At 36.7% G+C, this 15,572-nt stretch carries 13 protein-coding genes; 2 read left to right on the forward strand and 11 right to left on the reverse strand.

The window, feature by feature from the left end; genetic code table 11:
- Nucleotides 1-7: 7 nt before the first annotated feature.
- The 8 genes from G6R09_RS08795 to G6R09_RS08830 form a co-directional block, all read right to left on the reverse strand.
- Nucleotides 8-1,150, reverse strand: a complete 1,143-nt coding sequence (locus tag G6R09_RS08795; RefSeq protein WP_163921737.1) for a glycosyltransferase — start codon at nucleotides 1,148-1,150, stop codon at nucleotides 8-10.
- Nucleotides 1,151-1,303: 153 nt separating this feature from the next.
- Complete coding sequence (locus G6R09_RS08800; protein ID WP_240345717.1) at nucleotides 1,304-2,326, reverse strand: glycosyltransferase family 4 protein; 1,023 nt, start codon at nucleotides 2,324-2,326, stop codon at nucleotides 1,304-1,306.
- Nucleotides 2,310-3,779 carry a sigma-54 dependent transcriptional regulator gene (locus G6R09_RS08805; RefSeq protein WP_163921740.1) on the reverse strand — a complete coding sequence of 490 codons (1,470 nt, stop codon included), beginning with the start codon at nucleotides 3,777-3,779 and terminating at the stop codon, nucleotides 2,310-2,312. Before G6R09_RS08805 ends, G6R09_RS08800 begins: the two co-directional genes overlap by 17 nt.
- Nucleotides 3,780-4,086: 307 nt before the next feature.
- Nucleotides 4,087-5,607, reverse strand: coding sequence for a SpoIIE family protein phosphatase (locus G6R09_RS08810; RefSeq protein ID WP_163921743.1), 1,521 nt, complete (start codon nucleotides 5,605-5,607; stop codon nucleotides 4,087-4,089).
- 1 nt (nucleotide 5,608) lies between these two features.
- Complete coding sequence (locus G6R09_RS08815; protein ID WP_065166094.1) at nucleotides 5,609-6,316, reverse strand: CpsD/CapB family tyrosine-protein kinase; 708 nt, start codon at nucleotides 6,314-6,316, stop codon at nucleotides 5,609-5,611.
- Nucleotides 6,316-8,394 carry an SLBB domain-containing protein gene (locus G6R09_RS08820; protein WP_235859617.1) on the reverse strand — a complete coding sequence of 693 codons (2,079 nt, stop codon included), beginning with the start codon at nucleotides 8,392-8,394 and terminating at the stop codon, nucleotides 6,316-6,318. The genes G6R09_RS08815 and G6R09_RS08820 overlap by 1 nt, the downstream gene beginning before the upstream one ends.
- 44 nt (nucleotides 8,395-8,438) lie before the next feature.
- On the reverse strand, nucleotides 8,439-9,278 hold the full coding sequence (locus G6R09_RS08825; protein WP_163921745.1) for an OmpA family protein: 840 nt from the start codon (nucleotides 9,276-9,278) through the stop codon (nucleotides 8,439-8,441).
- A 30-nt stretch (nucleotides 9,279-9,308) separates the two neighbouring features.
- Nucleotides 9,309-9,626 (reverse strand): STAS domain-containing protein, encoded by a 318-nt coding sequence (locus G6R09_RS08830; RefSeq protein ID WP_107204464.1) that lies wholly within the window; start codon nucleotides 9,624-9,626, stop codon nucleotides 9,309-9,311.
- A gap of 475 nt (nucleotides 9,627-10,101) precedes the next feature.
- Between G6R09_RS08830 and G6R09_RS08835 the strand changes: the two genes are divergently transcribed.
- Together G6R09_RS08835 and lpxL are read left to right on the forward strand one after the other, a co-directional pair.
- Nucleotides 10,102-11,028, forward strand: coding sequence for an LpxL/LpxP family Kdo(2)-lipid IV(A) lauroyl/palmitoleoyl acyltransferase (locus G6R09_RS08835; protein WP_163921749.1), 927 nt, complete (start codon nucleotides 10,102-10,104; stop codon nucleotides 11,026-11,028).
- Between the two features lie 267 nt (nucleotides 11,029-11,295).
- Entirely contained in the window at nucleotides 11,296-12,228 is a 933-nt protein-coding gene (lpxL, locus tag G6R09_RS08840) for an LpxL/LpxP family Kdo(2)-lipid IV(A) lauroyl/palmitoleoyl acyltransferase (protein ID WP_163921752.1), read from the forward strand.
- A 67-nt stretch (nucleotides 12,229-12,295) separates the two neighbouring features.
- Here the strand turns inward: lpxL and G6R09_RS08845 are convergent, their stop codons facing one another.
- The 3 genes from G6R09_RS08845 to G6R09_RS08855 all read right to left on the reverse strand — a co-directional run bounded on the left by G6R09_RS08845 (nucleotide 12,296) and on the right by G6R09_RS08855 (nucleotide 15,565).
- Nucleotides 12,296-13,048 (reverse strand): YdiY family protein, encoded by a 753-nt coding sequence (locus tag G6R09_RS08845; protein ID WP_163921756.1) that lies wholly within the window; start codon nucleotides 13,046-13,048, stop codon nucleotides 12,296-12,298.
- A gap of 195 nt (nucleotides 13,049-13,243) precedes the next feature.
- Nucleotides 13,244-14,539, reverse strand: coding sequence for a serine/threonine transporter (locus tag G6R09_RS08850; RefSeq protein ID WP_163921757.1), 1,296 nt, complete (start codon nucleotides 14,537-14,539; stop codon nucleotides 13,244-13,246).
- 543 nt (nucleotides 14,540-15,082) lie between these two features.
- Nucleotides 15,083-15,565, reverse strand: coding sequence for a YajQ family cyclic di-GMP-binding protein (locus tag G6R09_RS08855; protein ID WP_065166087.1), 483 nt, complete (start codon nucleotides 15,563-15,565; stop codon nucleotides 15,083-15,085).
- Between the last annotated feature and the right edge of the window lie 7 nt (nucleotides 15,566-15,572).

A 15,572-nucleotide genomic window follows, 5' to 3' on the forward strand; every position in this document is an offset into this window, starting at 1 on the left:
TGGTAACTTATGTCGTTCTTGAAGTGTGTTGACAAAGGATAGAGACAATATCGGCATAACATTTTTCTGCTTGATAATCTTGTGACAACAACGCGGCTTCAGAGCCTAAAACCGCAAGTTGGTGAGGCGAATGGCTGATATAATTTATTTGCTGTTGTAGCGATTGACTATCATGAGGAATATATTTTAAACAGTTTTTTTGGTGTGTTAATTGGGTATCCCAAAAAGCACCATCTTTGGGAATAATGACACACATACCAGCAAATAATGCTTCTAGAATCGATAGTCCAAAAGGTTCTTTGTCACTGGTTGAAATGAATATATTACTTTGTGCACGAATATTATCGATTGACTCAGGTTGCTGGTGCCAATGGATCGATTCAATCGCTTGGGGAGCAACTGTAATCGGTAGTGTGGTGTTTTGAGGTACAAGGTAGCAGATATTTGCAGGTAAACGGTGATTTACAGGCGTTTCTTTTATGACCTCTAGTAACAAATCAAGTCCTTTCCACTTCAATAATGAAGCAGCCCAAAATAATGTTGGTGTATGGTATTGACACAACATGGGCGATTGTTTTTTTGCGATGCCATTTATAAAGGGTAAAAAATGACTTGATGATAGTAATTGCTGGCATTTTTGATCGCGAATATTGGGTTTCAGCTTGCGCCACCGATGTTGTATTACTGCGTTAATTGAAGCGTAAGCACTGTGCAAATAAAATACATTGTCAGCTTGATATAAGCACAAACCACATGAACGTGAAATACTAATATTACCGTGAATGAATTGGGCAATTTTGTATCTTAGCAACCATTTTAATAAGTAAATTGGCATATCGTTACCAGGGCAAGATGCACCAACGGCAACCTGTATTGAACCATAGAGATAGCGGCTATATAAAATCCACCAACAAAAATAGATCTGCCTTAACCAATAGCCTTTGCCGACGTCGCTAATAGACAGCCATGATGGGTAAGATAACGATATTATATTGGCTTGTGCTATTGGCCACGATTGAGGATCTGAGGTTAAGATGGTTAAGCGATTTTTACGTGAGTTAATAAGCTTTAACACTTCACGAGTAGCGAATTTAGAACCGCCAGCATAGCAAATAGGGTCAAAAACAAAGATGTGGTGATCGTCAGTCATGAGATCCTCTCGTATATTGATATAAATTCACTAAAATATGAATATAAATCAAGCAAAAGGAATGCCAATATTTTATGTTGTAGCATATTGAAATTATAGTGTTTTTTATTAATGTCGGTGACTTTATTCCTTATTCTTAAATTGAGAATAAAATTAGTGATTATAAAATGATAGTAAACGCGGTATGACAACATGGGTTGAGTAATGCTGTTTAATCATACGTCGAGCCATTTGTTGTATTTGTTTTCGATGCGATTGGCTTAGTTGAGACCAGTGAGTAATAGCAGCAACGAGTTGAGATGGTTCAATGATCCAACCATTTATATTAGATTGAATAAGCTGGTGGATATTACCAACAGGGGTAGAAATAATTGGAATACCACGTCCCATAGCCTCAAGAGCAACCATGGGTAAGCCTTCATAACGAGAACAAATAACTAATAAACCAATATCTTGCCATATAGGATCCATTGATTGTTGTTGACCATGAAATCGTAAGTTTGTTGGTGCTTGTTGACGCAATATCGAGGCTAAAGGGCCATCACCATAAATATGAAAACTAAATTGCGGTAAGCGCCGAGCAAGTTCGACAAATCGATCTGGGGCTTTTTCATTACTTAAACGGCCAACAAAAGCGATTTGTTTACCATGAGAAAGGGTTAGTGCATCGGTATCAATAAAGTTATTAATGAGCTCTGTTTTAAACGGGATACGGTGTTTTATAGCATCACTTACCACTAAATTGACGTGATTTAGACAAGCACTCCAGCGATCAATTGCATCATATAATCTCACTTTCCCAGTGGGGATCTCGCCAGCATGAAAGGTATTAATAAATCGTATTTGAACAGAAGAAAGTAACAGGCATAACCGTATTAAACGACAATAAATAGCGGCTTTATAGCCATGAGAATGAATAACAGCAGGGTGATTTTTTAAGGTATGTTGCAATAATGAGCCTATTGAACCTGATAAAAACTGATAATTGATATAGTTCTGGTCACATAAAGAGATCAAAGGGTGTTGTTTGTGATAACGGCATAAAAAAATGATTGTAACCTCATGCAGCAGTTGTCTTAGACCTTTAGCCAGTTGTAGAATATGCGATTCAATTCCCCCAGCATCTTTACTATCAATCACTAGCCAAATACGCATAGGCTTAATCTGACTCTTCATAAGTATCCCAAACTTGTTTTTTTCTATATAACGTCGATGGGCTTAACTCAAGTAGGACTGCAGCATTTAGTACATTTCCTTCGCAATAATCAATCGCATTTTCAATGGCTTCACGTTCAATATCTGCCATTGGTCGAATAAGATGAGTGTTAATTGTTTTTTTATCATCGGCGTTAGTGGCAGATGTTGTTGGCAATGGTAGTTCTGTTTTTGTAATCGGCTTGATAGGTGTAATATTGTTTGTTTTTAGATGTTGATTTTCGGTGTTTTTAATAGCAGCTTTAAAGCTATTGAGTGGCTCAGGAAGGTATTCCATTAGGATATGGGTATCATTGTGAAGCACGACAATATTACGGATAATATTTTGTAATTGACGAACATTACCAGGCCAAGAATAATGGCAAAGCTTTAATTCGACATTACGTTTGATCTCAGTGAATTTTTTATGATCTTGTTTTGCAAATTTCTTTAAAAAGTAACGGGCGATATCAAGAATATCAGTCCCTCTATCACGTAGTGGTGGCATTTGAATCGGAACCACATTGACACGATAATAGAGATCTTCACGAAACCGTTTTTCGTTAAGTTCAATTAGCGGATCACGATTGGTTGCACAAATTATGCGAATATCTGTTGAGATTTCTTTACTGCCACCAAGCGGCGTAAAGCGTCCAGTTTGCAGAAAACGGAGTAATTTTTTTTGCATATCTAATTCCATTTCACACAATTCGTCTAAAAAAAGTGTGCCTCCGTTTGCCAGCATGGCAGCGCCTTTTCGATCTGTTGTTGCGCCAGTGAAAGCCCCTTTTAAGTGGCCAAAAATTTCACTTTCCATTAAATCACGAGGGATCGCGCCACAGTTAATCGCGATAAATGGCTTATTATAACGCTGACTTTTATAATGAATGGCTTCTGCGCAGACTTCTTTACCGGTACCACTTTCTCCTGAAATAAAAACACTGGCGTTAGTCGGTGCAACGGCATCAATTATTTTATAGACAGCCTGCATTGGTAAACTAGAACCTATAAATCCTTGATATTTATTACGATTAAAGTCATTTTGAATATCTTCGACTAACCCTTCAAGTTTGTTGTGCGCCAAATGGTTTTTAATTGAGGTTTTAAGCCGGTCTGCTTGAATGGGTTTTTCTAAAAAATCGTTAGCACCACTTTGAATAAGCGTGACAGCGATATCAATCGTGCCGTGAGCGGTTGCAATGATCACTGCTGTTGGAATCTTTTGCTCGCGAATCCATTGTAAGATCTCTGCACCTGATATATCAGGAAGTTTGAGGTCTAAAATGATCAGTTGTGGTGGATTTTTGACAATAAAATTTTTAGCATCTTCACCTGTCGTAACATGAAAGAATTCGTAAGGTTCATCTTTTACATATTGCTTATAAAGAATCGCTAATGATGTTGAGTCTTCTACTAACAGTACTTTCTGTAGCATAATAACATCCTGTTTATCGAGAAATTTAACGACTAATTTTTATTTATTGTTAATTTTAGTGTTATTTTTATCCTAATTTGTACGATTAGCGACAAAATATTATCGGTAGTAAAATGCTAAAATGGATCATTAATGATGATTTAAGAACACAATAATATACTAATACTCACCGTATTATTTATTATAGCTGTTTTTAAAATGCTTGGTTACTAATACGATAATGCACTGATCTAATGCTGTTCTAGTCGAGGTTGAGTCTAAATGAAAGGTATAGAATAAAATACTTTTTAAATATCAATATAGGCAGTTATTTTTTTTCAATGATTAATAATAACGCATCATCATTCGGTGGAATACCAGCTAAAGAGTCAAAAACGTGCATTATCTTATCGAGTGCAACATTAAGGGGCAAATTAGCTGTCATAATCAAATGTTTTTTTATTGCTCGTTCTAATGTTTCACGTTCGGTAATAGTATTACCTGATTCAAATAAGCCATCAGTTACTAACACTAGCCGTTCATTTTTTTTGAAAGTAATAGACGAACTTTCATATTCAGTGTGGGGTAATAATCCTGGTAATGTACCTTCAACCTTAATTGGATAAAGAGTTTTATGATGAATATGCATTGGGTAAGGGTGCCCAGCACAGCTTAATGTAATTGTATTTGAATTAAGAAAACTAAGGCAGCAACCAGTTAGCATTGTTTGTGACAATAATTTATCTTTATAGGCATTATTGGATAATTTAGTGAGTAATTGTGCTGGTTGGGTAAGATTAGTATTTTGCATTAATCCTCTAATATAACCAGCGTAAGCATAAGAAAAGAATTTTGCACTTTCATCATGGCCCATTACATCAGCAATGAGTAATTGTGTGACGCCGTTATTGCGGGTTGATAATACAAAATCACCACCTCCACGGCCTGTATTACGTTGCTGAAAGGAAAGCCGCCAATATTTTGAATTTAAACTAATTTGAGGCAGTAAAGTATTGGTGATTTTTTGATTAACCTGTTGTGATATTGCATGGAAAACCTGATTGAAACGCGCTAATACTCGGTGTATTGAATTAAGTAATTGTTCTTTCTGTATGGGTTTTTTTAAATAGTCATCAATGCCCAAATTTACGGCATCATTAAGTACATTTTCATCTTCTGAATGAGATAAAAAAATAAAAGGTATTGAAAAATTTTTTATTTTTTCTAGCTGCTGACGCAATTCTATACCATTCATTTCTGGCATTTGAATATCAGAAATGATTAAGTCAACAGTCTCATTTTTTAAAAAGGCTAATGCTTGTTTGCCATTATTTACTAAGCTGACTGTAAATATATCTTTTATATAGGAATGAAACAGTTCTCTTTGTGATTTTTGGTCTTCAACCAATAATATATGAGGTTTTATACGGTGGGTGTCACGTTCCCAAACAATAGTAAAAATATTGTGTGTCGGTAATGATTGGTAATAGGTCTCATCAGCAAGCGTATTGATGATGTGAAGCCCATAGCCACCACCTCTTAATATATTTGTATTAACATTGAAGGCTGGCTGTTGAGTCAAAGGATTCCATGAACCACCTGAGTCTTGGATAACTAATAACCATTTATTTTTAGATTTCCTCAAACTCACAGTAATATCATTACTGGAAGGGGTTGAGTGGTGAATGATATTTGTGCACCACTCAGAGCAACATAGTAGACAATATTGTTTGATATCTGCTTTGATATCAAGATGATCAAGGATTTTTGATAATGATTGGCGTAATATTCGGATCGATTCTAATGTCGAAGGTTGAGTGCTTTTAAAAAGAAGAATGGAATTTTTCATTTTACACCAAAATAGATAAGAACCGATTATGTTGTATAAAGTGGATGAGCTTGGTGGTTATTGTTTCAGGTAAAAAAGTACAACGCTTTATTTCACGACAAATTTCATCTTTAATGTGTGGCTGAAGTTTATCGTTAAAGACTAATCCAATCAGATGAGCATTGTGCGCTGTTAGTTTTTCTATTGCATCTTTGATTTCATTTTGCTGTGTTTGACCAGAAAGTACGATAAGAATAGTACCATCACAGCAACTTGCAACCGTATGTGCGGGAATATTATGTAATGTGGACTGAGAAAGCGGAGATGCATCAATAATAATTTTATCAAACTCCAATAACCATGCAGCAATTTTAAGTTTTAAGTTATGAGGTTGGCGTAATTCAATAATATGGGCTTTATTGTTCATCAGTGATGTGCCTAATAGGCCGACTTTATTATGGGCATCATAGCTTAAATATGAGTTTAAATGCTGGTCTGTATTTGATTTATTTATTAGTTCAGCTAATGGAATTAAACTTGGGTTTTGAAAGTTTAGATCAACAAGCAGAGTACGGTAACCTGCTAATAAATGCCGTTCAGTAATCGCTTGTGCAATAGAAGTCACTCCCTCTCGAGGATTACTAGAAGTAATACAAATTGAATGATGATTTTGTTGCTCTAAGAACAGAAAAATATCCTCAATTTCCATTTGGTATGAAGGGATCTTCATTACAACGCACCAATGAGAGCAATTGTTGCAAGTACCTGGAATATATCTTTGAAACCAAGACGAATATTCGCAAGAATACTTTCATCTTTGTTTGGTACATACACAGTATCTCCAGCTCTAAGTACTGGTAGCAGTCGATAATCACCGGTGCGACTAAATTTAATCAAATCAAAGGTGCGTGCTTGGCCTTGATGGCGGGAGTTATTAATAATACTGATCTTTTCAGGATAAGCGTAGTCAGTTGTCCCACCAGCTTTAGCTAATATATCAAGTATTGTCATTGAATCATTATAGCGATAGCGTCCAGGTTTATGGACAGCGCCTAACATACGAATGGTTGACTCATTAGTTTCATCGATCCAAGTGCGATCTTTTTCTGGAATATAGATTGAATCACCTGTTTTTACTATAGGTAATAATGATTCGTCTCCAGTCTCAAAATAAAGAGCGAGATCTAATTTCGATACTTTTGAATATTTTTGATTACGGTGAGTAATTCTAATATTGTGCAAATCGGCATTGATTGTAGGGCCATCAGCTGCAGCAAGGATATCTAAAAAATGAAGATTGTTAGTGAAGCGATAGCGGCCACCTGAATTAACTTGTCCAAAAACATAAATAGAGCTGTCCGATGTTTGGCGTACCCATTGGGATTTATTATCGGTAGGATCAAGAGGTAGATCACGCACTCTTATGGTGGCTCCTGCACGAATTATTGGGAGTGTTGATTCAGCTCTTCCCTCAAGCATAAAGCTATCAAGGTCAAAAATATAAACCTGGTTTCTGCCATTTGCATCTGGTGTGACAACTTCAATGTTCGCGGTATCTGCTCGTACAGTTGGTCCTCCCACGTGGGCGAGTAAGTCAAGAAATGACATTTCATCAGACCACTCTATACGGCCAGGATCTTCGACTTCACCAAGCACACGTACGGCACGATGAGGTGCTATTTTTAACCATGACTTCTCATTCATATCTGTTTTTTCAGGAACAAAAATAGCATCACCAGACTCAACAGGTGGAGGCGATTGGTAATTAGTGCCTTCGGTGTACCCCGATAGGTCAAAATTAATCACTTTACCGTCAGATTTTATAACGCGAATTTGGCGAGATTCTGCAAACCGTGTTGGACCGCCAGCATTAGCCAGAATACTCATGAAACTTGCACCTTTTTTACCTTCATAGGCGCCAGGTTCTGCGACTTCTCCCATTACATAGACAATGTTGGCACCAAATTTAATCTCTTCTTGTTGTTTAGGTATAAAAATGGTTGAACCAGGATACAGCTTGGGTAGTAAAGTTTCGTCACCTGAGTCTAAGTATTTTTTTAGGTTAAAAGTACGTGGTTCATTATTAGAAATAACTCTGATTTGCTCAACAGTCGCATAACGAGTTACGCCACCTGCACGCATTAAAACATGCACGATAGAGGCACCCTTGTTATAGGAAAACGTACCAGGGTCGTGAACTTCACCAAATACTTTGACAGCGTTTTTATCATCAGCAGCATCACCAGCTTGTGCTAATTTAGCGGTATCAAATTCTTGTTCAATATTACCAATCATTGCTGATGCTGGAATAAACAGGGTATCGAGGGACTGCAGGGTCGGTAATTTTGATAGATCACCTGAGTCTAAAAACGCTTTATAATTAAATGTTGTTATTGTGTCACCACGGCGCAGTTGTAAGCGATTTAGCTGTGCGCCTGGTCGTAATCCGCCAGCAGCATACAATGCCAGTTGTACCGAGTCGGTGTCGGCAATAATATATTCTCCGGGTTGATTAACATAACCTTGAATATTAACAATCAGTTGGCGTTTACTAATAAAAACGCGTAAATGACTTAGATCTTGCATTACACTTTTTAAGCTTATGGTAATCATTGCTACCATCTGTCTTTCGGTTTTTCCAGCAATAGTGAGCGGCCCGACTTCAGGTAAAATGATCCGGCCTTGTTTATTGACTTGGAATGTCTTATTGAGTGATTCTTCCCCAGGTAAAATAATGCTAATAACATCGCCAACACGCACTACTTTATTGGTTGATTCTGCATGCGCGTATTGACTCAATAAGGCCATGAAATACAGACAGAATAAAATATGCTTAAAGAGATGCATTGTAATTACCTCTCTGATAAGTAATTAAGTGTGAGATTTTGATCAATATGCATTAATTCGATAGTTACCCGCCGATTACTTAAATGCTCGCTTGGTTGCGGTATTGATACTAAAGAAGGGCGAGAATTAATCGCTTCAATATGAATACGATTTGGGTTGAGCCCAAAAATACTGAGATAGCGCTTTATTTGCTCAGCTCGCTGACGAGCAAGATTATTGTCTGGCATATCAGCAGCAAAAACATCGCTATGGCCGGTTATTAATATTTTATAATCGGCATTTTTTGCCAATAATTGAGAGGCTACAGATAGGTTAATAATATAGGTAGGATCGAGTTCTACGGAGTTAAAAGTAAATTGATTAGCGCTATTGAGTAAGTTGTAAATCTCTTTAGCAAAGATAACATCATTCGGCTCCATCGTGCTGTTTCGTGGAGGTTTACATTTTTGTTGTTGTTTGGCATCTTTTGTTTGGTGTTCTAACCGTTGTAGTAAATTACGCTGAATAATCAGACTATTGGTCGCATCAACTTCTAATCCTCCAACAAGTTCACTGGCAATACGAGATTCATTTCGTTGTGCTTGAAGTACGGTGGCTGGAAAACACCATTGCGCCTGATCTGCGATGAGCATATCAAGATGGCGAGCAACAAGTACCCATTCAAACTGTAAACCATCTTCTGGGCCTAATGGTGGAAGATGATCGAGCGTCGTTGAGCGCGTATTTAAATAGTTATTAGCACCACCTCCACGTCCATGCTCAGCAAAAGGGGTACAACCTGATAATAAAAGTAAGCTAATAACGAATAGTGACTTTAAATTATGTTTTATGCTTCTAAATTCCATAGCGTGATCACCTCCATGATAAGAGCAGTGCTAGTCACTATGTTCATTAACTGGAATAGCATTCTCAATTCTTAGTAATTTTAGCAATGAAAGCGGTTGCCCATGGGCATTTTTTATTTGCATACTATGTTGTTTTTCTGTGAGTCGTTTATAGAGATAAACTAAAGCTCCAATACCGGATGAGTCTAAAAAGGCAACATTTTCCATATCTACATCAATATGTGATTGTGGTTTGCTAATGACATCATCAATGATGGATTGTATGTTTTGACATCCTGCAGCATCCATATCACCATTGACTGATAACACTAGTGTATCGTTATCTACCTCTAATTGACGTAATTCCATATTTGACACCTAATAAAATAATATTTTGAGTGTTAATAAAATTGCAGAAATTGTGCCAATAATTTTATTTATATTAATCAACATCTTGACTTTTTGTATTTAAAGTAAGATGTGAAATAACAGGATTTATCTATTTGCAATGCAGTATGATAGACCGCCTATTTAGGCTTTATGGTTTACCAATCTGTTATTGAATACACAATGTGTCATCGGCTTTGTTGTTACTGAACAATACAATAAAGGTCGGATAAAAAATCATTGTTATTAAACAGACTGATAATAATTATTAATGGCAAATTTGTGTTTTTTAACTTGTTGTTATTTAATTGTTTTTTATATTTTTAATTGCAAAACTTGGCATTATCCTAATTTTGACAATAAAAAACATAGTTTTGCTTTTTACTCGGATGCGAAAGGACTATTATAGCAGTATTGAATTTTAGTAAATCATTAAAACCCAAGGCTATAATATCGTATGAGCTCTAAGCATATTCCTGTTTTTTCCTATTCATTATTGCATCCTCGTTACTGGGGGACACTAATGTTAATGGCACTCATGTATTCCCTTAGTCTATTGCCTTATCGTGTGCAGTTTTTTTTAGGAAAGCATATTGGCCGTTTAGCGATTAAATTAATGAAAAAACGTCGTCATACTATTTCTCGCAATCTTGAATTGTGCTTTCCGTCAATGACAACAAGTGAACGTGACTGTTTAGTAAAGGAAAATATTGATAACTCAGGATTAGCCTTATTTGAAACAGGTATGGCATGGTTTTGGTCTGACGAACGAGTGTGCCGCCATGTAACGATTAAAGGCATGGAGCATATGGAGCAACTTGAGCGTGAAGGCAAAGGCGCGTTAATGGTTGCTGTGCATTCTATGAATCTTGAACTTGGTGCACGTGCATTTGGTATTAAAAAAACTGGGATGGGGGTTTATCGTGCTAACAATAATCCGTGTTTTGATTACTTTCAATATCAAGGGCGCTCACGATCTAACCGTACTTTAATAGATCGTAAAGACGTTAAAGGTATGCTGCGCGCACTGAAAACTGGTGAGCGAGTGTGGTATGCCCCTGATCATGATTATGGTCTAAGACGCTCAACATTTGCGCCATTATTTGCAGTAGAACAAGCGTGCACAACAACCGGCACTAGCTTATTGGTTGATGCAACTGACTGCGCCGTGGTGCCATTTACTATGGTACGCGATAATAATTCTGGTCATTATACGTTAACTATTAGCCAGCCTGTTGAAGGCTTCCCAAATAAGGATCCTGACGCTGCTGCTGTTTTTATCAATAAGATTGTTGAACAGTCAATAATGGCGGCACCTAGTCAGTACATGTGGCTACATCGTCGTTTTAAAACTCGCCCAGAAGGCCAGCCAAGCTTTTATTAATTAAATAAATGTTGCTGGATATTATTAAGCTCATCTTTGACGATGGGCTTTTTTTTGGCTGAAAATCAGTAATTAAATTGGATTTATTAACCTAATAATAACTAACCTTAATCGGTGCTGTATAAAACCTATAGCCATAGGGTATTAACTTGCATTTAATAAACTACATCATCTACTATAACAATACTATTAGTATTATGAATGCTTTTGAAGAGTGTGTAGTTCAAGCTCTTCAATCATATTAACTGAGGAACCTTGTGCTTTGTTATGCGTAAATTTACTGAACCGACATTTAGAAGAGCATTACTACATCCACGATATTGGTCTGTATTGATATTAATGGCTGTGATGTACTTACTAAGTTGGCTGCCGTACTTCATCCAATTTCGTTTAGGGCAAGGTGTCGGTCGATTAGCAATGAAAGTGATGTCGAATCGACATGAAACGATTAAGCAAAATATAGCGTTATGTTTTCCTGATTTATCAATAGAAGAACAGCAACGGTTAATTGCACAAAATATAGATAATACTGGATTAGCGTTATTTGAAACGGCAATGGCGTGGTTTTGGCCTGATATACGTGTAGAAAGACACGTTAAGGTTGAAGGACTAGAGTATGTTGATCAATTACAGCAACAAGGAAAAGGTATTCTACTTATTGCTGTCCATTCGATGAACTTAGAATTAGGTGCGCGTGCTTTTGGTCTGAACAGACCTGGTGTTGGTGTATACAGACCGAATAATAACCCTTGTTTTGATTATTTCCAGTTTAAGGGTCGTATACGTTCCAATAAATATATGCTTGATCGTAAAAACGTAAAAGGCATGCTTAAAGCTCTCAAACAAGGAGAGATCTTATGGTACGCCCCAGATCAAGATTATGGTCAAGGCCGAAATTCAACTTTTGCACCATTATTTGCAGTTAAAGATGCGTGTACAACAACAGGGACGAGTTTGTTAGTTGATGCATCTGGCGCAGTGCCATTACCTTTTGCGATGATTCGTGATAATGATAATGGCCAATATACATTGAAGATATTTCCACCATTATTTGATTTTCCTCATAAAGCTCCTCAGGCTGCAGCGGCATATATCAATAAAGCCGTCGAACATTCAATTATGGCGGCACCAAGTCAATATATGTGGTTGCATCGACGTTTTAAAACGCGTCCAGAGGGTGAAAAAAGCCTATATCATTAAGTACGGTCATTAATAAATAGATAGTGACGCCCTAAACCGAGCATCATGCTCGGTTTTTTTATAGAGATTAAAAGTCATAGGTTAAGCTGACTGTGCTATAAATTTCGGAATGACTTTTATCAGAAGCAACTTCAGTATTATAAATATATTGAGAGTCGAGTAATAATGATATGTCGCCAATCAGTTTGTTTTTAATATAACCATCAATAGAGTAATTGGTATTTGAAACACCGTAATCAATACCGCTATTTGCACCAACGGTTAATGTTGAAGTAATCTTCTTTTCCGCATTTAAGAAAGCATTAGCAATGATATTGCGTTCAATTTGGCTTGGATGTTCAGGATCATTGAGTTGACGTTTACTATAACGGAAACCTGGGCCACCACCGACTGTTAACTTGGTCGTTTTGGTATAATAAAGCTTATAACCTAAACCTGTAGCAATGATATATTCATGACGATAGGTTTCAAATTGATTATGGTTATATTCATTACGTAAGTAAGTAAACTTATGTGAATTAATCATATAGCGATTATCTAGCACAACACTATATTTATTAACACCATCTTCTTCTTTGGTTGAATCCGTATAATAAGAGCTAAACTTAAGTTTGTTGCTCCAATCGTCGGTGGTGTGCTTCAACGAAACGGCAGAATTCATCGACATCGAAGTATTTGTCGTTTTAGCGTAAATAAAGCCTAATTTTGCCGAGCCGTTAAAATCAGAAGATCTCTCTTCAACAGGTTGATTATTAATATTTTTGGCATAGGCGGCATGGCAAAATAAAGTTGCAATAGGGATTAACAGTAATGCTTTCATTGTTTAGCCGTCGAATGTAATTTGAACGACAATGTAAGCAATATAGCTGGCTAAAATGTCATGGCTTTGTACGGTTGCTGTAAAGTGCTGGTGATGATGGTTAGTGAGGTGGGGTGATAATAGATGATAGTATTTTGTTTTAAATAAAGAAAAAGGCTACTAGGTAGCCTTTTTTATATCACATATGATTTTTATTTACTGTATTAGAGAATAAAAAATAGCCGAGATAGACATTAAACCAATAACAGTTACAAATACATTACTGATCGTGCCTGAATATTTTTTCATAGCAGGTACTTTCTTTATTGCATACATTGGCATAATAAATAACAACATCGCAATAATTGGTCCGCCTAAGTTTTCAATCATACCCAAAATACTTGGGTTGAGTGTTGCGACAGCCCAAGTTGTGGTTAACATAAATAAAGCCGTGAAACGATTAAGTGCTTTATTTGAAATAGTCTTGTTCTTATCACGTGCGACTTTTTGAACGATACCATTTAAACCTTCACTCGCACCTAAATAGTGGCCTAAGAAAGATTTAGTGATCGCAATAATAGCTACAATAGGAGCAGCATAAGCGATAATTGGCGTGTCAAAATGGTTAGCAAGGTACGTTAAAATAGATACGTTTTGTGCTTTTGCCTCAGCAAGGTTAGCTGGTGTTAAGCTTAATACACAGCTACAAACGAAAAACATTACCGTAATAACCATCATAATATGGGCGCGTAATAAAATACGTGACCCTTGGCGCTCGGCATTAACGCCATATTCTTTTTCTTTAGCTACAGCAAATGAAGAGATAACCGGTGAGTGGTTAAAAGAGAATACCATTACAGGTAAGATCAACCATACCGCCATCATTATGCTCGTGGTATTACCACCTTGTGGAATAATGTCTGTAAAAATAGCGCCGTTCCAATACGGTACTAGGTATAACGCAAGCAGCAGTAATACAGCAACAAAAGGGAATACTAAAATACTCATTGCCTTGACAATTAACTGCTCACCAAGACGAACAATTGCCATTAGCACAACGATAAGAATCAATGCTAAAACGGCACGTGGTGGTGGCTCAATACCTAATTGAAATTCCATAAAGCTTTCAACAGTGTTGGTTAAAGCGACACTATAAACAAGTAAAATAGGGTAGATGGCAAAGAAATACAGTAGAGTAATAATCTTGCCCATATTTTTACCGAAGTGCTCTTCAACCACTTCTGTGATATCTGCGCCAGGGGTTGCACTTGATAGCACAAAACGCATCATTGCGCGGTGAGCGAAAAAGGTCATTGGTAATGCTAAGACCATCATTACGATAAGCGGAATTAAGCCACCCACACCAGCATTAATAGGTAAAAATAAAGTGCCAGCACCAACTGCTGTACCATATAAACCGAGCATCCATACAGTATCACTTTTACTCCAGCCGAGTTTTTGATTGTTGTCAGCGGTTGTTGCAGTTGTTTTTTGTTGTTGTGCGGTGCCCATTATGGACATCTCCTTTATTTTCTTTTCAGTCAATGTGAATTGAATAAATTGAGTGGCACAACAAGCGAAAAAAGGGTGATTTACAATAGCTATTCTTACTGTAAAAAGTGAACGTTCCGTGATCGTATAAGCATATCCGTGCTAGTTATCGTTGTTGTTGCTCTTTATCCTATACCGTTAGTCACAGAGAATGAAAAATAATTAACCATTATTGAATTGGCTGAATTATAGGGTATAAGCATAGTCAGCAACAATTTTTGCAATTAAAAAAAATTTGTTTGCTTAAAAAGTATTCGTGGTTGTAAATGAGGTGTTGGTAATGTTGTAGTGGTATTATTTAAGGTGAGGGTGTTTACACAGCTATTGTTTCTTTTGTGTGTGATTTTATATTTGTATGACGTATTTGAGTGTAACAGTAAAGTATATATTTAATGACATCAGTTTAAATATTATAATTATTTTTAAGTTTATTAAAAAATATTTGAATATTCAAGTCAAAAAAAAGGAAGCGCAAATACGCCTCCCTTATGAACTTAACCGTAATTAGTCACGGAAATTATCAAACTGGAACGGTTGACCGAGATCTTGTGCACGAACAAGTGCCATTGTTGCTTGAAGATCATCACGCTTTTTAGCCGTTACACGTAACTTTTCACCTTGAATAGCAACTTGAACTTTCAATTTTGCGTCTTTAATCGCTTTAACTAGTTTTTTAGCATTAGCGGTTTCAACACCCTGCTTAAATTCAATATTCTGTGATGCTGTTTTACCTGAGAAGTTGATAGCCTTACGCTCAAGCGCATTAGCGTCAACGCCACGTCGTGCAAGGTTACCACGTAAAATTGCTACAATCTGATCAAGTTGAAATTCAGATTCTGAAGTGATCTTTACGATCTCTTTGTTTAATTCTACGTTGGCTTCAACACCACGGAAATCAAAGCGAGTGCTAATTTCTCGGATTGAATTCTCTACCGCATTTTTGATTTCTACGGTATCGACTTCGGAAATAATATCAAAACATGGCATGTTATTG

It is taken from the genome of Photobacterium sp. Alg240-V54, from assembly GCF_900537155.1.
Classification (GTDB): Bacteria; Pseudomonadota; Gammaproteobacteria; order Enterobacterales; family Vibrionaceae; genus Photobacterium.